22 protein-coding genes are annotated in these 21,080 nt (G+C 59.2%); 14 read left to right on the top strand and 8 right to left on the bottom strand.

The annotated features are described in order from the left end of the window. Positions 1 to 2 precede the first annotated feature (2 nt). On the bottom strand, positions 3 to 1,154 hold the full coding sequence (locus tag AB4N64_RS07445) for a PQQ-dependent sugar dehydrogenase (RefSeq protein ID WP_460123603.1): 1,152 nt from the start codon (positions 1,152 to 1,154) through the stop codon (positions 3 to 5). An 18-nt stretch (positions 1,155 to 1,172) separates the two neighbouring features. Then, the gene (locus tag AB4N64_RS07440) at positions 1,173 to 1,487 is read right to left on the bottom strand and encodes a hypothetical protein (protein WP_460123600.1); all 315 of its coding nucleotides are present in this window, start codon (positions 1,485 to 1,487) and stop codon (positions 1,173 to 1,175) included. Between the two features lie 185 nt (positions 1,488 to 1,672). Here AB4N64_RS07440 and ku point away from each other — a divergent pair, with 185 nt between their 5' ends. Then, positions 1,673 to 2,518, top strand: coding sequence for a non-homologous end joining protein Ku (ku, locus tag AB4N64_RS07435; protein WP_460123597.1), 846 nt, complete (start codon positions 1,673 to 1,675; stop codon positions 2,516 to 2,518). Positions 2,519 to 2,598: 80 nt separating this feature from the next. Here the strand turns inward: ku and lpxO are convergent, their stop codons facing one another. Continuing rightward, the gene (gene lpxO, locus AB4N64_RS07430) at positions 2,599 to 3,498 is read right to left on the bottom strand and encodes a lipid A hydroxylase LpxO (RefSeq protein WP_460123594.1); all 900 of its coding nucleotides are present in this window, start codon (positions 3,496 to 3,498) and stop codon (positions 2,599 to 2,601) included. Between the two features lie 309 nt (positions 3,499 to 3,807). Between lpxO and AB4N64_RS07425 the strand changes: the two genes are divergently transcribed. Both AB4N64_RS07425 and AB4N64_RS07420 read left to right on the top strand, forming a co-directional pair. Beyond that, positions 3,808 to 5,394 (top strand): ABC-F family ATPase, encoded by a 1,587-nt coding sequence (locus tag AB4N64_RS07425; protein ID WP_460123591.1) that lies wholly within the window; start codon positions 3,808 to 3,810, stop codon positions 5,392 to 5,394. Between the two features lie 279 nt (positions 5,395 to 5,673). Further along, on the top strand, positions 5,674 to 6,858 hold the full coding sequence (locus tag AB4N64_RS07420; protein ID WP_460123589.1) for an MFS transporter: 1,185 nt from the start codon (positions 5,674 to 5,676) through the stop codon (positions 6,856 to 6,858). Positions 6,859 to 6,861: 3 nt separating this feature from the next. Here the strand turns inward: AB4N64_RS07420 and AB4N64_RS07415 are convergent, their stop codons facing one another. Then, the gene (locus tag AB4N64_RS07415; RefSeq protein ID WP_460123586.1) at positions 6,862 to 7,899 is read right to left on the bottom strand and encodes an alpha/beta hydrolase family protein; all 1,038 of its coding nucleotides are present in this window, start codon (positions 7,897 to 7,899) and stop codon (positions 6,862 to 6,864) included. 167 nt (positions 7,900 to 8,066) lie between these two features. Beyond that, positions 8,067 to 8,678, bottom strand: coding sequence for an FMN-dependent NADH-azoreductase (locus AB4N64_RS07410; protein ID WP_460123583.1), 612 nt, complete (start codon positions 8,676 to 8,678; stop codon positions 8,067 to 8,069). Positions 8,679 to 8,807: 129 nt separating this feature from the next. Here AB4N64_RS07410 and AB4N64_RS07405 point away from each other — a divergent pair, with 129 nt between their 5' ends. Then, positions 8,808 to 9,716, top strand: a complete 909-nt coding sequence (locus AB4N64_RS07405) for a LysR substrate-binding domain-containing protein (protein WP_460123580.1) — start codon at positions 8,808 to 8,810, stop codon at positions 9,714 to 9,716. Next, a complete protein-coding gene (locus AB4N64_RS07400; protein ID WP_460123577.1) occupies positions 9,713 to 10,072 on the top strand; it encodes an MmcQ/YjbR family DNA-binding protein in 360 nt (119 codons plus the stop codon). Before AB4N64_RS07405 ends, AB4N64_RS07400 begins: the two co-directional genes overlap by 4 nt. Here the strand turns inward: AB4N64_RS07400 and AB4N64_RS07395 are convergent. The 3 genes from AB4N64_RS07395 to AB4N64_RS07385 form a co-directional block, all read right to left on the bottom strand. Further along, positions 10,069 to 10,953 carry a hypothetical protein gene (locus AB4N64_RS07395; RefSeq protein WP_460123574.1) on the bottom strand — a complete coding sequence of 295 codons (885 nt, stop codon included), beginning with the start codon at positions 10,951 to 10,953 and terminating at the stop codon, positions 10,069 to 10,071. The genes AB4N64_RS07400 and AB4N64_RS07395 overlap by 4 nt on opposite strands. A gap of 147 nt (positions 10,954 to 11,100) precedes the next feature. Then, positions 11,101 to 11,535: a DUF1294 domain-containing protein gene (locus tag AB4N64_RS07390; RefSeq protein ID WP_460123571.1), complete on the bottom strand. Its 435-nt coding sequence runs from the start codon at positions 11,533 to 11,535 to the stop codon at positions 11,101 to 11,103. Continuing rightward, positions 11,535 to 12,362, bottom strand: a complete 828-nt coding sequence (locus tag AB4N64_RS07385; protein WP_460123568.1) for an undecaprenyl-diphosphate phosphatase — start codon at positions 12,360 to 12,362, stop codon at positions 11,535 to 11,537. Before AB4N64_RS07385 ends, AB4N64_RS07390 begins: the two co-directional genes overlap by 1 nt. Before the next feature lie 289 nt (positions 12,363 to 12,651). Here AB4N64_RS07385 and AB4N64_RS07380 point away from each other — a divergent pair, with 289 nt between their 5' ends. The 9 genes from AB4N64_RS07380 (at position 12,652) to AB4N64_RS07340 (ending at position 21,021) form a co-directional block, all read left to right on the top strand. After that, the gene (locus tag AB4N64_RS07380; RefSeq protein WP_460123565.1) at positions 12,652 to 14,286 is read left to right on the top strand and encodes a methyl-accepting chemotaxis protein; all 1,635 of its coding nucleotides are present in this window, start codon (positions 12,652 to 12,654) and stop codon (positions 14,284 to 14,286) included. Positions 14,287 to 14,406: 120 nt separating this feature from the next. Beyond that, positions 14,407 to 14,970: a nicotinamide riboside transporter PnuC gene (pnuC, locus tag AB4N64_RS07375; RefSeq protein ID WP_460123562.1), complete on the top strand. Its 564-nt coding sequence runs from the start codon at positions 14,407 to 14,409 to the stop codon at positions 14,968 to 14,970. Further along, the gene (locus tag AB4N64_RS07370; protein WP_460123559.1) at positions 14,967 to 15,491 is read left to right on the top strand and encodes an AAA family ATPase; all 525 of its coding nucleotides are present in this window, start codon (positions 14,967 to 14,969) and stop codon (positions 15,489 to 15,491) included. Before pnuC ends, AB4N64_RS07370 begins: the two co-directional genes overlap by 4 nt. A gap of 330 nt (positions 15,492 to 15,821) precedes the next feature. Further along, on the top strand, positions 15,822 to 16,262 hold the full coding sequence (locus tag AB4N64_RS07365; RefSeq protein WP_460123556.1) for a hypothetical protein: 441 nt from the start codon (positions 15,822 to 15,824) through the stop codon (positions 16,260 to 16,262). A gap of 1 nt (position 16,263) precedes the next feature. Continuing rightward, on the top strand, positions 16,264 to 16,836 hold the full coding sequence (locus AB4N64_RS07360) for an adhesin (RefSeq protein WP_460123553.1): 573 nt from the start codon (positions 16,264 to 16,266) through the stop codon (positions 16,834 to 16,836). Positions 16,837 to 16,886: 50 nt separating this feature from the next. Beyond that, entirely contained in the window at positions 16,887 to 18,179 is a 1,293-nt protein-coding gene (locus tag AB4N64_RS07355) for a heme utilization protein (RefSeq protein WP_460123550.1), read from the top strand. Between the two features lie 62 nt (positions 18,180 to 18,241). Continuing rightward, the gene (locus tag AB4N64_RS07350) at positions 18,242 to 18,922 is read left to right on the top strand and encodes a C39 family peptidase (RefSeq protein ID WP_460123547.1); all 681 of its coding nucleotides are present in this window, start codon (positions 18,242 to 18,244) and stop codon (positions 18,920 to 18,922) included. A 33-nt stretch (positions 18,923 to 18,955) separates the two neighbouring features. Further along, positions 18,956 to 19,696 carry a hypothetical protein gene (locus AB4N64_RS07345; protein ID WP_460123544.1) on the top strand — a complete coding sequence of 247 codons (741 nt, stop codon included), beginning with the start codon at positions 18,956 to 18,958 and terminating at the stop codon, positions 19,694 to 19,696. A gap of 47 nt (positions 19,697 to 19,743) precedes the next feature. Further along, a complete protein-coding gene (locus tag AB4N64_RS07340) occupies positions 19,744 to 21,021 on the top strand; it encodes a coiled-coil domain-containing protein (RefSeq protein ID WP_460123541.1) in 1,278 nt (425 codons plus the stop codon). The last annotated feature ends 59 nt before the right edge of the window (positions 21,022 to 21,080 follow it).

Raw genomic sequence — 21,080 nt, 5'->3', positions numbered from 1 at the left:
TATCATTTCAGGCCCACACGGTACAACACCCCGTCGCTGTCATCCGTCAGTACATACAGGTAACCATCCGGCCCCTGGCGCACGTCGCGAATGCGCTGGTTCAGCTCGCCCATCAAGCGCTCTTCGTGCACCACCCGATCGCCGTCGAACTGCAACCGAATCAGCTCCTGGGTCGCCAGTGCGCCGATGAACACGTTGTGCTGCCAGGGCTTGAAACGGTCGGCGTCGTAGAAGGCCATGCCGCTCAGGCCCGGGGATTTCTCCCAGACGTGGTGTGGCGCGAGGGTGCCTTCGGCCTTCTTGCCCTTGGCTTCGGGGATCGCCAGCCCGGAATAGTTGATGCCATGGGTCGCCAGCGGCCAACCGTAGTTCTTGCCGCGCTCGATGATATTGAGCTCATCACCGCCCTTGGGGCCGTGTTCGTTTTCCCAGAGCACGCCCGTCCAGGGGTTGAGCGCCATGCCTTGCGGGTTGCGCTGGCCATAGGACCAGATTTCCGGGCGCACACCGGACTGCCCGACAAAGGGGTTGTCGTCCGGCACCCTGCCGTCCGGATAGATGCGCACGATCTTGCCCTGCAGCTTGTCGAGGTCCTGGGCGGTAGGCCGGTCGTTGTTTTCACCCAGGGCGATGAACAGATAGCCGTCGCGGTCGAAGACCAGGCGCGAGCCGAAGTGGTTACCGGTGGACAGCTTGGGCTCCTGGCGAAAGATCACCTTGAAGTTGTTCAACGTCTTCAAATCTTCCGACAACTGCCCGCGCCCGACGGCGGTCCCGGCCGTGCCGCCCTCACCCCCGCCTTCGGCGTAGGACAGGTACACCGTGCGGTCCTGCTTGAAGTCGGGCGAGAGCACCACATCGAGCAAACCGCCCTGGCTGCGGGACCAGACGTCCGGCACGCCGCTGATGGGCGCCGAGAGCTTGCCATCGGCGCTCACCACTCGCAGGTTGCCGGGCTTCTCCGTCACCAGCATGCCGTTCTGGTCCGGCAGGAACGCCAGGGCCCAGGGGTGATCCAGGCCCTTGGCGATCGGCGTGACCTCAAGGGTGCCCTGCTCGCTTTTCAGTTCCTGAGACGTCGCTGCAAGCGCGGGTAAAGCCGCGCCGAGCAAGGCGCTGGCACAGAAGGTTGCCAGGAAGGTTTTACGCAACATGCACGATTCCTTTTGTGGTTAACGGGTGTTCGCATCGCGAGACGGCGGGTTGGGTATGAACTTGGGCGGGCTGGCGGGCGCGGTGCGATCCTGGGGGTAGCGGTTGCCGATGCCGCCATTGTCCAGCGTCGGTGGTCGCGGCACCGGCACGGTGTTGGGCCCACGAATCGTCGGCGCGCTCGGTTGCGTGCCTTGCATGCTGTTGGGGTTGGCCCGGCGAATCGGGCTGTTGTAAGGATTGCTGGTGGCACCCGTGGGGCTTTGGGCCTGGGCAACGTTGCTCAGCGCACCACTCAATGCCATCGCGAACAGGCCAAGCACTATCCGGTTCATGAGCTGCCTCTCTACGTGATAAAGCCTTCGATAGCACGCTACGCCCAGGGTTCGCATTTGTTAACCAAAACCTCCCGAACAAGATGTAACACGAAGTTGAGACCCCGGCCGCACCGGCCTGCACGTCACTGAAACTTTTGCGCAGCGGTGCGGGTCACCTGATCATCAGACGCGAGGAGACGACCATGGCACGGGCAATCTGGAAAGGCGCAATCAGTTTCGGACTGGTCCACATCCCGGTGGCGCTGGTCTCGGCGACGTCTTCCCAGGGCGTGGATTTCGACTGGCTCGACAGCCGCAGCATGGACCCGGTGGGCTACAAGCGCGTCAACAAGACGACCGGCAAGGAAGTGACCAAGGAGCACATCGTCAAGGGTGTGCAATACGAAAAGGGTCGCTACGTGGTGCTCAGCGAGGAAGAAATCAAATCGGCACACCCGATGTCGACGCAGACCATCGACATCTTTTCTTTCGTCGACAGCGACCAGATTCCATTGCAGAACATCGATACGCCCTACTACCTCGCCCCTGACAAACGCGGCGGCAAAGTCTACGCCCTGCTACGCGAAACCCTGAGCAAAACCAAAAAAGTCGCCCTCGCCCACGTGGTACTGCATACCCGCCAGCACCTGGCGGCGCTGATGCCCATCGAGTCGGCCATGGTGCTGGTGATGCTGCGCTGGCCCGAAGAGGTGCGCAGCCTCGATACGCTCGAATTGGGCAGTGACGTGACCAAGCCCACGCTGGCCAAGGGTGAGTTGGACATGGCCAAGCGTTTGGTACAGGACATGAGCGGTGACTGGAGCCCCGAAGATTACCGCGACAGTTTCCAGGACAAGATCATGGCGCTGGTGGAGAAAAAGGCCCACGAAGGCAAGATCGAGGATGTCGAGACTGCGACAGGCGAGGAAGAGCGCAAGACGGCGGATGTGATCGACTTGACCGAGTTGCTCAAGCGTAGTTTGGGGGGCAAGGCGGCCAAACCGGCGGCGAAAGCGAAGCCGGCAGCCAAGAAGGCCAGTAAGCGGTGAGTTTCAGGACCTCTTCGCGGCAAGCCCGCTCCTGTAGGAGCGGGCTTGCCGCGATAGGGCCATCAGATACTCAGCAACACTCAGATCAGAACAAACACCGCCAACAACCCCGCAAAAATCGCCCACTTCTCCAGGTAATACAGCTTGCGATTACGCTTCTTGAGCGCCTTGCCCCGCAGCCGCACCTTGTAGATCCGCGCAAATAACCGATTGAGCGCACCGGTGCGATCACCCACATCATTGGGCGCACCCGCCGCCGACATCACATTTCGACTGAACCAGGCATTGAACGCTGTCGCCCAGCGGTATTTCATTGGTCGCTCGATGTCGCAGAACAGGATGATACGGTTCTGGTCAGTGGTGTTTTCTGCGTAGTGAATGTAGGTCTCGTCGAACATCACCGCTTCGCCATCACGCCAGTGATAGCTCTCGCCATCGACGTTGATGTAGCAGCCGGCATCGTTCGGTGTCTCCAGGCCCAGGTGATAACGGTAGGAACCGGCGTACGGGTCGCGGTGGCGCACCAGCTTGGAGCCCGGCGGCAACTCGGCGAACATCGCCGCCTTGATCGAGCCGATTCCCTGAACCAGTTCAGTGGTGCGCGGGCAGAGTTTCATCGCCGACGGGTGACTATCGCCGTACCACTTGAGGTAGAAGCGTTTCCAGCCGGTCTTGAAGAACGAGTTGAAGCCCACGTCGTCGTACTGGTTGGACCGCTTGATCTCGCCCGCGCGCAACAGGTTTTGACCTTCAGCGCGAATTTCCTCCCAGTGGGCCTGCAACGGGCTCAGGTCCGGGAACTCGGCTGGATCGAGGAAGGGTTTGTTGGGTTTTTTCGAGAACAGATAAAGGAAGCAATTGATCGGCGCCAGGAAAGACGAGTGATCACTCAATTGGCGTCCGAGCTTGTGGCGCACGCGCCCACGCAGGTGGACGTAGGCAATCGAGACAACATAAACAGCGGCAATGATAAGTTTCACGGAATCGTCACACATCAAAAGTGAACAGACTGCCTCTGCGCCTGAGGGCGCCAGTCGATGCCGCATTTTAGCCACTATTTGTAACCAATAGTTAACCTACAAATGCGAAATTCTCGCTATTAGTACTGCCAGCCCGACTCTTGGCCCGAACGCCCTATCGTTCAGAGCGCCAGACCAGTACAATCGCCGCCAAACTTCGCGCCCTCTTTGGTTGATGACGGGAATTGACCCCGGCTTCAGCGCACTTCGACTCGGGCCAAGCGCGGTATCGCCGCACCCCTGGCCACTGAATGCTTCGCAGGAAAAACCTTGATTTCTACAGCTAATATCACCATGCAGTTCGGCGCCAAGCCGCTTTTCGAAAACGTTTCGGTCAAGTTCGGCGCGGGCAACCGCTATGGCCTGATCGGTGCGAATGGCTGCGGCAAGTCGACCTTCATGAAAATCCTCGGCGGTGACCTCGACCCGTCCGCAGGCCAGGTCATGCTCGAGCCGAATGTGCGCTTGGGTAAATTGCGCCAGGATCAATTCGCCTACGAGCAATTCAGCGTGATCGACACCGTGATCATGGGTCACGAAGAGCTGTGGAAGGTCAAGGCCGAGCGCGACCGCATCTACTCGCTGCCGGAAATGAGCGAAGAAGACGGCATGGCCGTGGCCGAGCTGGAGACCGAGTTCGCTGAAATGGACGGCTACACCGCCGAATCCCGTGCGGGCGAGCTGTTGCTGGGCCTGGGCATTGGCATCGAACAGCACTTCGGTCCGATGAGCGAAGTCTCGCCGGGCTGGAAACTGCGCGTGTTGCTGGCTCAGGCACTGTTTTCCGATCCGGAAGTGCTGTTGCTCGACGAACCGACCAACCACCTGGACATCAACACCATCCGCTGGCTGGAAAACGTGCTGACCCAGCGCTCGAGCCTGATGATCATCATCTCTCACGACCGTCACTTCCTGAACAGCGTCTGCACGCACATGGCCGACCTGGATTACGGCGAGCTGCGTCTGTTCCCGGGCAACTACGACGAGTACATGACCGTGGCGACCCAGTCCCGCGAGCAATTGCTGTCGGACAACGCCAAGAAGAAAGCGCAGATTTCCGAGCTGCAATCGTTCGTCAGTCGCTTCTCGGCCAACGCCTCGAAAGCCAAACAGGCCACTTCTCGCGCCAAGCAGATCGACAAGATCCAGTTGGCCGAGGTCAAGCCTTCCAGCCGCGTCAGCCCGTTCATCCGCTTTGAACAAACCAAGAAACTGCACCGCCAGGCGGTCATCGTCGAGCACATGGCTAAAGGCTTCGACGGCAAGGAACTGTTCAAGAACTTCAGCTTCACCGTTGAAGCAGGCGAGCGCGTAGCGATCATCGGCCCGAACGGTATCGGCAAGACCACCCTGCTGCGCACCCTGATGGGTGAGTTGACGCCAGACGCCGGTTCCGTGAAGTGGACCGAAAGCGCGGAACTTGGTTACTACGCCCAGGACCACGCCCACGATTTTGAAGAGGACATGAGCCTGTTCGACTGGATGGGTCAGTGGACCCAGGGCGAGCAGGTCATTCGCGGCACTTTGGGCCGCATGCTGTTTTCCAACGACGAGATTCTCAAGTCGGTCAAAGTCATTTCCGGTGGTGAGCAAGGCCGCATGCTGTTCGGCAAGCTGATCCTGCAAAAGCCGAACGTGCTGGTCATGGACGAACCGACCAACCACTTGGACATGGAATCCATCGAGGCGCTGAACCTCGCGCTGGAAAACTACCCGGGCACGCTGATCTTCGTCAGCCATGACCGTGAGTTCGTATCGTCCCTGGCCACGCGCATCATCGAGCTGAGCCCGAATGGCGTGACCGACTTCAGCGGCACCTATGATGATTACCTGCGTAGTCAGGGTGTGGTGTTCTAAAAGCAGCGATTAGCTGCAAGCTACGAGCTGCAAGTTGAAAGCCCTGTCCATGTGACGGGGCTTTTTGCATCTCCCTGGGGGATGCTTTTCCCTGTGGGAGCGGGCTTGCTCGCGAAGGCAGTGGGTCAGGCGAAATTTATTTGGCAGATCCACCGCTATCGCGGGCAAGCCCGCTCCCACAGGGGAATCAATTGCAGGAAATATAGTTAGCCTGCTTTCATTTATTTCCCGCCCGCGCCATGATGCAGTTCTCCCACCGCCGCCCGCGAAAGAGCCCTCATGTCTGCGCAGCAACTGCCACCGCAAAGCTCCATGGCGATCACCCTGCAGATCGTCTCTATCGTTTTCTATACCTTTATCGCCTTCCTTTGCATCGGCCTGCCGATTGCGGTGTTGCCCGGTTATGTCCATGAGCAACTGGGCTTCAGCGCGGTGGTTGCCGGGCTGACCATCGGTTCACAATACCTCGCAACCTTGCTCAGCCGCCCCATGGCCGGGCGCATGTCGGACACAGTGGGGACCAAGCGCGCGATTATTTACGGCTTGAGCGGGATTGTATTGAGTGGTGTCCTGACATTGTTGTCGACGCTGTTGCAGAGTTTTCCCCTGACCAGCCTGCTGATCCTGATCGCCGGCCGCCTGCTGCTGGGGATCGCCCAAGGCCTGATTGGGGTCGGCACCATCAGTTGGTGCATGGGCCAGGTCGGCGCCGAACACACGGCACGTTCGATCTCGTGGAACGGCATCGCGTCCTATGGTGCCATCGCCATCGGCGCGCCGCTGGGTGTGGTGATGGTGGCGCAATATGGATTCGCCAGCCTCGGCATCGCGCTGACGCTCTTGGCCGTGCTCGCGCTGCTGCTGATCCGCAACAAACCCTCGGTGCCGGTGGTGCGCGGCGAACGCCTGCCTTTCTGGGCGGTGTTCGGGCGTATTGCGCCATTCGGTGCGAGCCTGAGCCTGGCGTCGATCGGCTACGGCACCCTGACCACCTTCATTACCTTGTATTACGTCAGCCGTGGCTGGACCGGTGCCGCGTACTGCCTGACCGTGTTCGGCATCTGCTTCATCCTGGCGCGCCTGCTGTTCATTTCCAGCATCAGCCGTTTTGGTGGTTTCACCTCGGCCATTGCCTGCATGACCATTGAAACCGTGGGCCTGGTGCTGCTGTGGCTGGCGCCTTCCACGGGTTTTGCCCTGCTCGGCGCAGCCCTGGCCGGGTTTGGCTTATCGCTGGTGTACCCGGCGCTGGGTGTGGAGGCGATCAAACAGGTGCCGAACTCCAGTCGGGGCGCCGGCCTGAGTGCTTATGCGGTGTTCTTCGACCTCGCGCTGGCAATTGCGGGACCGCTGATGGGCGCGGTGGCATTGAACCTGGGCTACTCGTGGATTTTCTTCAGTGCGGCGATGTTGTCCATCACCGGCCTGGCCTTGACCCTGCTGCTCAAGCGCCGCGCCGCGTAAGGCTTACTGATCGGCAGTCTGCATGCCGGCGCGGGTCGGCCTGCCCAGGGTACGGGAGAAAAACCGCCCCGCCTCCGAGATCATGTTGCGGTGAATGTCCTCGCGGTCAACGCCATCGGCATCGGTGCACAGCGCCGGCATGGCTTTGATTTGCTCTTCGTTGCACGGCGCCATGAACACGAAGTGCCCTGCCCCGGCCAGCAACTTGAAGTCCGGCGCAGTCGGCAGCTTACGCGCCAGCGCCGCAGCATTTTTGTCGAACGCCACCAGTTTGTCGCCGTCACCGCTGTACAGCAGCACAGGCACATGCACGTCGGCCAGGGTGTGTCGGCCGAACTTGAGGCTGAGCGGCGCCATCAACAGCAATGCGTGAACCCGGGGATCAGCAACCGGTTGCAGGTCATCCCGATCAACGATCAACTCGCCCTGGGTATTGCAGGCATCGTGATCGTCCGGGCGCTCCTGGCAGTAGCGGCGCAGGCGATCCAGGTCCGGAGTGGCCCCGGACAGGATCAACGCCGTCTCGCCGCCTGCCGAGTAACCGATCACACCGACCTGTTCGGCGTTGACGAACGGCGCGAGCATGCGATCACCCAGGGTGGCGGTAATGGCTTCGGAAATCTGGATCGGGCGACCATAGAGGTTGCTCATGGTGCCGAGCCGACTGTGGTCCTTGGAGTTGTCGCCGGGATGAATCACCGCCACTACCACAAAGCCCTTGCGGGCCAGCGATGTCGCCAGGTCATGCAGGGCCAGCGGCGTGCCGGTGTTGCCGTGGGAGAGCATCAGCATGGGAAAACGGCCGATGGCCACGCGAGTGTCTTCGCCTGCCTCCACCGTGTAGCCCTCAAGCTTGCTAACGTGCTCGCGATCACTGGACGGATAAAATGCGATGGCCCGCATCGGCTGCAAGTCCAGCGGGTCGAGAAAGCTCATCTCATGAAAGCCGACGCTCCAGTGAGGGTGCGGCGCAGGCGCGGCGTGCACTGAGTTCAGGCTGCTGAGCAGGCAAATCAGTAACATTGCACAAAGACGCACCATGGGATGCCCCACCTTTTCTGAATTTGGCCACACGCGTTCGGGTATTGCATAACCCGGGCCAGCGCGAAGTATCCAGAAACAAAAAACTCCGTACCTGATACTTGCGCAATCAGAATACAGAGTTTCTTGAGGTGTTGCCCGAGCAGAATGACAGCTTTACGCAAGCCTTACGCAGCGGCGAACAATTGCTCGCTGATCTGTGCGTGAGCGTCGCTCATGGCCTTGGTGCGCACTTCGTCACCGTAGGCCAGGCCATGGGCACGAACGAATTCGATGTCGGTGATGCCAAGGAAACCGAACATGACCTTCAAGTACTCTTCATGGGCCACACCGGTGGCTTGGCCGAGGTGCAAACCGCCGGAGGTCGAGACGATCACGACTTTTTTGTTACCGCACAGGCCTTCAGGGCCGGCTTCGGTGTAGCGAAAGGTCTGGCCGGCAACGGCGATGCGGTCGATCCAGGCTTTCAACTGAGTCGGGATGGTGAAGTTGTACATCGGCGCGGCGACCACCACCGCGTCGGCAGCGAGGAATTCGGCCAGGGTCTGCGCGCTCAGGTCGGCTTCGTGCTGTTGCGCGGCGTCACGCAGTTCGGCCGGGGTGCCGGCGGCAACCAGGGTATTGGCCGAGAAGTGGCTGATGGCGTCGCTGGCCAGGTCGCGGTAAGTCACCACGGCGCTCGGCTCGGCGGTTTGCCAGGCCTTGACCACTTCACCGCTCAGCTGACGGGAAGCCGAGTTGTCACCCAGGATGCTCGAATCGATATGCAGCAGTTTCATGTGGAATCTCCAATTGAGGACCGCTACAGGGCGATCTGATGGAGAGAATCCTACAAGCGAAACCAATGGATGATTAGCTGGCAACAATGCGATAGTTTGTCCTACTGATAGAACAATCGAGTGATAGACATGCAAGACCTCAACGACCTCTTCTATTTTGCCAAGGTGGTTGAAGCGGGGGGATTCGCCGCGGCGGGCCGACTGCTGGGCATTCCAAAATCGCGGCTCTCGCGCAGGATTGCCGAATTGGAAGAGCGCCTGGGCGCGCGTCTGCTGCAACGCACCACCCGCCAACTCAAGCTGACGGCCGTGGGCGAACGCTACCTGCGTCACTGCCAGGCGATGCTGCTGGAAGCCGAAATGGCCGATGAAGCCGTGGCGAGTATGTCCAGCGTACCGCGCGGTCGGCTGCGGGTGTCCAGCCCCGTGGGCCTGGCCCATGAAATGCTGCCGTCGGTGATCAGCCAATTCCTCCACAAGTACCCGCAGGTGCAACTGGAAGTGATGCTGGTCAACCGCCGTGTGGATCTGGTGACCGAAGGGGTCGACGTTGCCCTGCGGGTTCGCGAGCCGGGCGATGAAGATCCGTTGCTCGTGACCCGCCGCCTGCGGCAGGCGCAGATGCTGATGGTGGCCAGCGCGGACTTTCTCCAGGGTCGCCAGATCGATCATCCTGAAGACCTGAAGGGATTGCCTGTACTCGGTGCGCTTGAGGCCGACCGCCTGGTGCACATCCGCATGCTCGATCAACAGGGTAAAAGTTACGAAATCGCGCTGGAGGCGCGCCTGGGCATCGACGATTTCATTGTGCGCAAGGCCTGCACGCTCGCTGGCCAGGGCTTCACGATGCTACCGATGATGTACTGCGAGACAGAACTGCAAAGTGGCGCACTGGTGCAGCTCTTGCCCGACTGGTCGCTGCCTGGCGGTTGGCTGCAAGCCGTGTACCCGCACCGACGTGGGGTGATGCCCGCCGTGCGGGCCTGGCTCGACCATTTGATCGAGTCCTTCGATGCCTGTGGAGACCGCTTGATATGAAGCCTGGACGTATGAACGAAGAAGACGCCGCACGATTCTGCCTCGCCCTGCCGGGCGCACGGGAGGACTACAAGTGGGGCGGCGTGCGGGTGTTCTCCGTTGCCGGCAACAAGATGTTCGCCCTGCAAAACCTGCGCGGCGAATCCCTGGCCTTCAAAGTCGACAAGGACCTGTTTCTCGGCCATTGCGACCGCCCCGGCATTCATCCCGCGCCTTATCTGGCACGAGCGCAATGGATCATCATGCAGACGCCCTACCCGCTCGGCGCCGGGGAGTTGCAAGCGCTGCTGCAACGCTCCCATCAACTGGTGGTGAGCAAGCTGCCCAAGCGCACTCAGGTCGGGTTGTTGATTTAGTACCGCCGAAGGTCAATAAACCCCTGCTTGTGCAGTTTAGCCAGTGCAATGAAAATCAACGTGCAATAGTTGTCGGCATTGTTCATGTCACTGGCTTTGAGATTAGCCATTGAATACACATCGAAGTCCTTGGCTTCTTGGTCAGCGGTAAAGTGATAGGCAAGGTCATCAGCCTCCACCCACAGATGAGACAGTTCATGCAGCACGATATACAAATAAAATTCGTGGGAAAAACCTGAAACTTTAGGTGTATAGGCTGAATTGGCAATCATGCAGGCTTCATTAATAAGCATGCATAAATCGACACCCATGAACCACAGGAAAGCCAGACCGTATAGATCATCCGAGTTCTTGCCCTCCCCATCAGTCAGCGGCACGAACACTCGATTGCAAGTATTAAAGTCCGTATAAATGACCTCGGAAACGAGCTCCGGATTTTTGATCAACGAATACATGAGTTCAAGCCTTTCGCGCAGGTAGTCGCGGCTCTCGAACAAGGTGTCAATGGCGGTGATCAACTCTGAATCGGGTAAAGGGCTTACGGTATCGACAGGCTCCAATGCCTGCAGGATCGATTCGATACCGGCAACGACCGCAACATTGACGAATTCGTTGATCATCGAAACCACGTAATTCTCGAGGACAAGACCGGGGGTAATCGCAGATTGGACTTGTTCGAAGTGCAGGACAAACTGCCGCATACGATCTTCAACGACGACCAGATTATCAAGGATGGTTTCGTCGGCGATAAGACTTGAATTCGTACCATCGAGCAGTTTTGATCGCCGCCTGACATACGCGACTTTTTCGGCGGGAGAACTGCCGAGAAATCGGGCCAACTTATACATGGCACATTCGGTAGTCACGGTTTCAAGTCTCATCGCCAACCTCCAGACATTTAAGGTTGGCGAAAACTAGCACGGCGAAAACCGGTGTCATAACACGCAGTTGTAACCCTATTTGCCAGCAATAACCGTTAACAACATGTTTGCAAGCGAGGCTCGAACACTGACTATGCTTGAGCCCGATCAACGCATGAACGGGCCGACCCAATGCGTCTGCAAGAACAACTGATCGATCCAGAACACCTGGTGAAGCAGCACAATCACCCAAAACAGAATTTGAAACGAAACCTTGCGCGTTTTGTGTCGCAATACCTGCTGGGCGAGCAAGGCGCCAGGCCAGCCGCCGGCAAGTCCCACCGCATGCAGTATGTTTTCAGGGGTGCGCCTGCCCTCAGTGCGGGCCTTGTGCTTGTCGCGCCAGTAAAGGAAAAACGCAAGCACGCTGACGAGCCCATAGGCCGCCAGCGGTATGAACGAAACGCCTTGCACCCAGAAAGAGACAGAGCCAATGAGCGGCAGCGCGCACACCACCGCGAGCACCAGCAGTTTCAGCCGCAGATTTTGCACCGGGCCACCCGACGGGCGTTCGGGCGGACGGCGTGCGCGGCTGCCATTCATTACTTGGCCGCCGTCCAGTCGACCCAGCCAAACTGCCAGGTGGCCAGGATCAGCAGGCCAAACGCGATGCGGTACCAGGCAAACACGGCGTAACTGTGGCTGGCAATGAACTTGAGCAGGCCACGCACGGCGATCATCGCGAAGATGAACGCGGTGACGAAGCCCAGGGCGAACACCGGCAGGTCCGCCGGTTCGAACAGATGTCGGTACTTGAACCCCGAATACACCGCCGCCGCCACCATGGTGGGCATGGCCAGGAAAAAGGAGAACTCGGTGGCGGTCTTGCGCGACAGGCCGAACAGCAACCCACCGATGATGGTGGCGCCGGATCGCGAGGTTCCTGGAATCATCGCCAGACACTGGGCGAAGCCGACCTTCAGGGCGTCTTTCCAGGTGATTTCGTCGACCGTTTCAGCGTGCACGGCGTGGTCGCGCTTCTCCGCCCACAACATGATGACCCCGCCCACTACCAATGCCGCCGCGACGGTGATCGGGTTGAACAGGTAATGGTGGATCAGGTCGGAAAAGATCACCCCCAGCACCACGGCCGGCATGAAAGCGACCAGCAGGTTCAGCGTAAAGCGCTGGGCGCCGGGTTGCGTCGGCAGTCCCGTTACCACATCCAGAATCTTGCGGCGAAATTCCCACACCACCGCCAGGATCGCACCCAACTGAATGATGATGTTGAAGGCAATAGCCCGCTCGCCTCCGAAGTTCAACAGGTCGGCCACGATGATCTGGTGTCCGGTACTGGAAATCGGCAAAAACTCCGTCAGCCCTTCCACAACCCCAAGTATCAATGCCTGCAAGGCGGTCCAAAGATCCATCAATCCCCCAAGAAGCGATGCACGACGGCATGCCCCGATCGTATTTATTGCAAAACGTTGATTATGATCAGCGCGACGCAAGGTCGGCGCGCACAGAATCACGACGGAGTCGTAAAAAATCCGTGAAAAATCAACTTCAATTCAGGTTTTTGCGTTCAGGGCCGAAATCCTATCAGACAAGCCCCAATAACGCTGCCACGTTATTGGACTTGGGTCGGATATGCCCGTTCGACGAAGTGTGATGGGATTCTGCCGAATAAAAAAACAATAACACCGGAGTGACAGTGCTATGAACAGCTTGCGCAGTATGTCGATCAGCCGTCGTTTGTGGCTCATCTTGGTCGTAGCCGTCATGATGCTCTTGACGTTGGGTGTGTTGATGCTCAAGCAGATCCACGACGATCTCTATCACGCCAAGGCACAGAAAACCCAACACGTGGTGCAGACGGCCAGCGGCATTCTGACCTATTACCACGGCCTGGAGACCGCCGGCACCCTGACCCGCGAAGCGGCACAGAAGCAGGCATTGAGCGCCGTGCGCGGCCTGCGTTATGACGAGAATGAGTACTTCTGGATCAACGACCTGACGCCGGTGATGATCATGCACCCGGTCAACCAGAAGCTTGACGGCCAGAACCTCTCGGCCATTCGTGATCCGGACGGGTTCGCGGTGTTCAATGAAATGGTAGCCCTGGCCAAGGCCAAGGGCGGTGGTGCGATCGACTATCGCTGGCCAAAACCCGGCGCCAGCGATGCCGTGGAAAAAACCTCTTACGTCAAACTGTTTGAACCCTGGGGCTGGGTGATCGGCTCGGGCGTGTACATCGATGACCTGCAGGCAGAGTTCAAGGCCCAGGTGTGGAAAGCCTCCAGCGTCGGCCTGGTGATCGCCTTGATCATGGCATTGCTGGTGATCCTGATCGCCCGCAGCATTGTGCGTCCCTTGCAGGAAACCGTGAACGCAATGGCCAATATCGCCAGCGGCGAGAGCGATCTGACTCGTAGCCTCGATACCCATGGCCACGATGAAGTCACGCAACTGGCCCACCATTTCAACGCATTCACCGCCAAACTGCGTGGCGTGATCAGCCAGTTGCAGGTCTCGGCTGGCGCGCTCGGCCAATCGTCCAACGAGCTGGGCAACGATGCCGCCCAGGCGCAGCAGCGCAGCCAGCAACAATCCCAGCAGATGGAGCTGGTGGCCACAGCCATCAACGAAGTGACGTACGGCGTGCAGGATGTCGCCAAGAACGCCGAGCATGCGGCGAGCGAAATGCGCGATGCCGAGTCCCAGGCGCAGCAGGGTCAGGTGAACATCGACAGCAGCCTGGAACAGATCGACAAACTGTCCTCCACCATCGACCAGGCCGTGGAGGTCATCCGTACGCTGGCCACCGAAAGCACCCAGATCGGCAGCGTGCTGGAAGTGATCCGTTCGATTGCCGAACAAACCAACCTGCTGGCGCTCAACGCCGCCATCGAGGCCGCGCGAGCCGGTGAGCAGGGACGCGGGTTCGCCGTAGTGGCCGATGAAGTGCGCCTGCTGGCGCAGCGCACGCAAAAATCCACCGCCGAGATCCAGTCGATGATCGAGCGCCTGCAAAGCCATTCCGAGGCGGCGGTCAAGGTCATTGGCGACAGCAGCCGCGCGTCCCAGTTGACCATCGAACAGGCAGGCCTGGCGGGCGCCAGCCTCAACGCCATCGGCCAGGCTTTGCGCAACCTCAACGGCTTGAATACCTCCATTGCCAGCGCCACCCTGCAACAGGCGCATGTGGTCGAGGACATCAACCAGAACGTCACCCAGGCTGCAGGCTTGTCCCACAGCACGGCGCTGGCGGCGGAACAGTCGAGCGTGGCCAGTGTTCGCCTCAAGGACTTGAGCGAACAGTTGAACACCCTGCTCAGACAGTTCCGCGTCTAAACAGTCCCGTCGCAGCGGCCCGCTCTGCGCCGCTGCGACGAGACTGCGCGCTGGCCGGTTCTACTCGGGGGCGCCTGCCGGTACAATCCGCCCCCTCCTCTTTCTCCCCGAGGTTGTTCCATGTCCGGGCTTGAACTGTTCGCCGCCGCCCTCGGCGTGATCGCCGTGTGGCTGACGGTCAGGCAGAACCCGTGGTGCTGGCCCATCGGCCTGGTCATGGTGCTGGTCTACAGCTGGGTCTTCTTCGAGGTGAAGCTGTACTCGGACATGCTGCTTCAAGTGATCTACGCCGGGTTGCAGCTGTATGGCTGGTGGCAATGGACACGGGCGGGCCAGGACCATCGAGGCCGTGATGTCACCCGCCTGGGCACACAAGCCCTGGCCGGGGGCCTGGCGCTCGGCGCTATCGGCAGCCTGCTGTTGGGCGCAGCCATGGCACATTGGACAGACGCCGCCCAGCCATGGCTTGACGCCGCCCTCACCGCCTTCAGCCTGGTGGCACAGGTCTGGATGGCGCAAAAGCGCCTGCAATGCTGGCCCCTGTGGATCGTGCTGGATTGTGTTTTCGTGGGCCTGTTCATCTACAAGGGCATGGTCCTGACTGCTGCGCTATATGGCCTCTTTACCCTCCTGGCCGTTCAAGGCTGGCGCACCTGGCGTAGCGATCCGGTGCTGAATCCATGAAGGTATTAGTGCTCACTGGCCCGGAATCGAGCGGAAAGAGTTGGCTTTCGGGTGAGATTCACGCCAACTTTGGCGGCATATTGGTCGAAGAGTACGTTCGAACCTTTATGGAAAGAAATACCCGGGAAACCTGCTACGATGACATTGCATCAATAGCACATGGCCAGCTTGCCTGGGAGGACGAAGCACGGGGCCAACGGCCGCCCCTGCTGATTCTCGATACGCACTTGTTGAGCAACATTCTGTGGAGTCGCACCTTGTTTGGCGACTGCCCGGAATGGATCGAGCAAGCCTTGCTGGCGCGGCACTATGACCTGCACTTGCTGCTGAGCCCGGAAAACGTGGAGTGGCATGACGACGGGTTACGGTGCCAGCCGCAATTGACAGAGCGCCAGGCATTTTTCCGGTCGTGCCACCAATGGCTGGACCGGCACCGGCAGCCCTTCCAGGTGTTGCAGGGTGATTGGAGCCAGCGGAAAAACGCTGCATTCGACGCTGTCAGGGACTTGCTCAAGACCTGACCGGCCAAGCCCATCCCAAGAAAAATGTCCATTCCTGAAACACTCGGCAGCGCCACAACCCTTGGAATAGAGAGGTTTCGGCGCTTAAGCCCGAATTTGTTGCATCACTGATACAACCTGCCTCCAACCGCTCTAGTCCGCAATACCGCGCGTATTGACGGGACCTGGACGCGTCTTTGTCTCATCGATGTAACAAATTTTTCCAGCCCTCTCGAACAACTAAATACAACCCTCTGTTTTATAAAGAAAAACAAAATACGGCACAGCTTCTGCTCTCCTCCTCGCATCGCTATTCGGGCCAGCGTTCCAACTACAGAAGGAATTGCCACCGTGGAGAAAGTTGCCGGGACTATTTTCAGCGTTCTGCTCGCTGGATGCGCACTGACATCGCTGGTCAGCCTGCCTGTCCAGGCAGACAACGGCATCATCATTATCAAACGTGACGTGCAGCCTCGCATGGCGACCCGAGCGCCCGTGGCACCCGACCCCAATCCCACGACGGCCAACGCCAACCCTTCCCAGTATGTCCTGCACCAGACCAACGAATTAAGTGACGGTGATTTTGCCGGCGTCGCCAGCGGCGCAGGCATCAGCCAAATGATGAACAACATCGGCAACAACAATCTCGGCGGCAACATCAGCACGCAGAACCAACTGGCCAACCAGGCCGGCGGTCGTGGCACCGGCGCGGGCAACGGCATCGCCAACATGGTCAATTCCAGCGTCCAGCAAGGCATGGGCGCGCTGAAAATCATCACGGGAGACCGTTGAGATGAATCGCACGCTGCTGATGATCGCCATGCTCTGCAGTACATCGACTTTCGCCGGGTCACCAGTGGTGGACACCGCCACTATCGACAACTCGGGTGCCAGTTATTCGGGCAACGTCGGGGTCAACCAGGCCGCCGGCGACCAGCAGCAACAAGCCAATGCCCGGGCTTTCGCCATTGGTCATGATGCCAATGCCACCACGCAGATCCGTCAACGGATCAACACGGTCTACAGCCCCGCAGTCGACGCCAGGGCCAGCATCCAGGGCAACTCTTTCAGCAACGGCAACGGTGCACTGGGCGTGAACCAGAGCGCAGGTGCCGGTACTCAACAAGCCAATGCACTGCGCATCAGCATCGGTGCGCAACCACAAAGTCTCGACGACAGCGTCCTCATGCAACAGAACGTGGCGCTGATCAACAACTCCGGTCCAACTGTCCCTGCATCAGGCTATCGCCAGGTCACCACCAGTGATCAGGCTTTCACCGGTAGCCGTGGGGTGATTCAGTTGAACCAGAGCGCAGGGGTGGGAAACCGAATGGCCAACACCTTCAGCGTACGGATCGCGGACTGATCCGAACAGGTAAAAACAACACTTAACCTAAATAAGTACGGAGAATCACCATGAAACCTTCGATGGCACTCAAGCCTCTGGTTTTCGCAATTGCTGCGCTCATGGCTGTTGCTGTACAAGCTGAACAGGGCGATCGTCGTGGCCACGGTAATGGCCACAACCATACTCCTCCTCCTACGAAAATCCTTGTCTCTGCCACGGCGACGGCGAATGACCGGCAAAGCAGTACCAACAACCGCATCCTCAACGAAGGCACCCAAAACAATGCCGAGATGAGCAGTTCGGCAAGTGGTGCCAGCGGTAACGTGGGTGTCAACGTGGCGGCCGGTAACGGCAACCAACAAGACAACGCGGCTGCCATCGCCAACGCATCCTCGGACTCGAGCCTGGACAACAGCTTCGTATTCGGCAATGCAACGGCTACTGCCCGAGTCAACCAGTACAGCAACAACAACCGCGTCGACAACTACTCCACCACCAACTCCGGGGTGATGAGCGGTTCGGGTAACGGCGGCAGCGGCAACATGGGCATCAACATTGCCGGTGGCGACCTCAACCAACAGAAAAACACTATGGCCATCGCCAACTCCAATTCGCCATTGGGTAGTGCATCGGCCACTGCTTCTGCCGAACAGAGCGGACCTGGCCTGGTTGTGAATAACAGAGCCAATGCCGACCTCGCCGTGGCAACGGTTTCGTTGACCACCACCCTCAGCGGCTCCAAGTCCTTCAACAAAGATGTCAGCGGCAGCGTTGAGAAAAACGCGTCGAGCAACTGGGCAGCCAGTGGCTCCAACGCCTTTGACGCCAGCGGCTCGAAAACCCATGACTCCAGCGGCTCGCAAAGCGCTGATTCCGCCTCCACCAGCGCAGCGTCCATCACTGCCAACCTGACTGCAGGGATTGAAGGATCGCGCTCCGTGACCTGGAACAACGGCAACGGTGATCGCACTCGCAGCGCCAGCGGTAACGCGAACGTGTCGGCTAACCTCGATGCATCCGTCAACACCGAAACCAGTAACACCAGCAACTCTTCGTACGATAACTCGCACGAAACCTCGTTCACCAAGTCGTTCACCTCTTCGTACGACAAATCGGGCGAGACTTCGTCCTCTTCGTCGAAAGATTTTGCGAAGAGCTACAGCGAAAGCAGCGCGTTTGAGCTGAGCAACACCGTGTCCTATCAAGTACTCACTCAAGTGGGCTGGCTTAACCCTGTCACCAACACCGCAACCCTGAGCGGTTCGGTGAATGGCGGCAGCGGCAACCTGGGCGTGAACGTGGCGGCTGGCGTGGGCAACCAACAAAGCAACTCGTTGGCCATCTCCAACCAATCGTTCTAACTGCTGTGACTGGAGGCCCCCGTACGGGGGCCTTTCTCAACGCAACCAGAAGGCGCGACACCATGCGCATTATCGCCTTGGCTGTTTTGCTGTGCGTGACGGGTGTGATCGAGGCGGCTCAAATGCCGCTTTCTGTCTTACCGGGCGGTGCGGTGGTCTACAAGCCGATCCAGAGTATCCGCGAGCGCAAGTTTGTTGACCTGGTGCAACAGAAAACCGACTTCAGTTGTGGCGCAGCCGCACTGGCCACCATTTTGCGCCAGGCTTATTGGCTGGACGTGAGTGAAGATCAGATCATCGAAGGCATGCTGGCCCACGCCGACCAGAACCTGGTGCGCACCCAGGGCTTTTCCATGCTCGACATGAAGAAATACGTGGAAAGCCTCGGCATGCGAGCCCGCGGTTATCGCGTGGCACCGGAGACGCTCAACGACATCAAGATACCCGTCGTGGTGTTGATGGATGTTCGTGGCTACAAGCACTTCGTGGTGTTGCAAAGAGTCAACCGGGGCTGGGTCTACGTCGGAGACCCGGTACTGGGCCACAAACGTTACAAAGTGGATGACTTTGTCAAAGGCTGGAACGGCATCATTTTCGCCGTCATCGGCCAGGGTTATGACAAGGACAACGCACTGCTTGACCCGCCTGTGCCTTTGACCGCCAAGAATCGCATCAATGAATTCGCACCGGTCAAGGACGCAGAGCTCATGGATTTCGGCTTCATTCGAAGTGACTTCTTCTAAGAATAAAGGGGCACGACGCTCCGGGAGCATTCAATGAAAACTCCAACCTGGCTAGCTGTGGTTTGCATGGCCGCTAGCCTGCCGATCCACGCAGAAATATTCAAACCCATCGAACTGAAGGATTCAGAATTGGCCAGCCTTCGCGGCCGCTACGTCATGCCGGGACGGATCGTCAGTTTCGGCATTGTCATGACCAGCGTCTGGCAAAACGCCAACGGCTCGACCATCGGTGCCACCACAACGATGCAAGTGCAACAAAACACCATCAAGCCTCAGTTCTACGTGTCGATGATCAACGACACCGGGACTGGCAACTCAAGTGCGCAAGGCACCGGCAGCGTGACAGGCGGTGGTGGACTGAACAGCACCAACGGCGTCACCCAGGTGGTGCGCGCCGCCGGCGACAACAACACCGCCTACAACGATGTGGGCATCAATGTCACACGGGGTAACCAGGCGACGACGACACAACCACAGGGCGAGGTATTGGCTTCTGGCTCGACACTGTATGGCAGCAACGAAGCGGGAGCGATGAGCGTCTCAGCGACCGGTAATGGAGTGCAACTCAACATCGCAGCCAACCACAACCAGGGCAGCACCATGCAGCGCCTGGCCCAGGGTGGGCTGATGCAGAACACGACGTTGCTGGGTGCTGGCAACCAGGTCCGCAACATCACGTCGCTCAACGTCGTGCTACGGGATAACGTGCCATCAGGCGCGGCGCTGACCGGCAATCTGGACCAGCTCAAAGGCCTTCGCACTATCGGTTTTTGATCTACGCTCAGTCTCATCAGATGCAGTCAGAAGGGACGGCTAAACCCATGCACCGATCTTCAACGTTAAAAGTTGTCGTTTGTCTGAGCAGCCTGGCTCCGGCCACCCTGTTATATGCCGCCCCGGACCCCCAGGTGGAAATCCTAAAACAAGAACTCATGGAGCTGAAGCAACGTTACGAAGCACAACAGAACGCGCTGATGGTCCTTGAGCAGCGCGTTCGCCAAGTCGAAGAAACGCCGGCAGCACCCGCGCCCAAACGCCTGACCAAATCCCCCGCCGACCCGGTCAAGGGCCAGACAGTGGCCAGCGGCGCACCGGGCGCTACCGGCAGTTCGTATGGCCAGTCGCTGCAAGATGATTCGCAACCGGCGCAAAGCGTTTCCAACCTGTACGACGAAGCCAGCGGCTTCTTCGGTGGCGGCAAGTTCAGCATCGAGACCGGCCTGACTTACACCCACTACGATACCCGTGCGTTGACGCTCAACGGCTTCCTGGCACTGGACTCGATTTTCCTGGGCAACATCAACCTGGACCGGATCAAGGCCGACAACTGGACCCTGGACCTGACCGCCCGCTACAACGTGGCACAGCGTTGGCAGTTCGACATCAACGTACCCGTGGTCTATCGCGAATCGACGTACTCCTCAGGCGGCGCAGGTGGCGCCGGCCCGGTCACGTCAGACGCCACCGTCACCCGCGACCCGGCCATTGGCGATGTGAACGTGGGCGTGGCCTACAAGTTTCTCGATGAAACGGCCGACCTGCCTGACGCGGTCTTCACCCTGCGTGTCAAGGCGCCCACCGGCAAGGACCCTTACGGCATCAAACTGGTGGAAGACCCGAACAACGACAACCTCGCGGTGCCCGAATCCCTGCCTACCGGCAACGGTGTCTGGGCGATTACCCCGGGTATCTCGCTGGTCAAGACCTACGACCCTGCCGTGCTGTTTGGCACCCTGGCCTACACCTACAACGTGCAGGATTCGTTCAGCGACATCAGCCCGCAGGTGGGCTCCAAGGTCAAGGGCGACGTGAAGCTGGGTGACTCCTGGCAAGTCGGCGCCGGTATCGCCTTCGCCCTGAACGAGAAGATGAGCATGTCGTTCTCCTTCACCGACCAGTTTGCCCGCAAGAGCAAGATCAAACCGGATGGCGGGGACTGGCAGTCCATCACCAACAGCGACTACAACTCGGCCAACTTCAACATTGGCATGACGTTGGCCGCGACCGACAACCTCACAATCGTGCCGCAACTGGCCATCGGCTTGACCGAAGATGCGCCGGACTTCTCCTTCAGCCTGAAATTCCCCTATTACTTTTAGGGGCAGCTACAAGCTGCAAGCCGCAAGCCGCAAGCTTGTAGCTTGTAGCTTGTAGCTCG

The organism is Pseudomonas sp. S2_C03 (assembly GCF_054668405.1).
The sequence above is the reverse complement of the archived record's forward strand: the minus strand, read 5'-3'. Positions and strand labels throughout refer to the sequence as shown.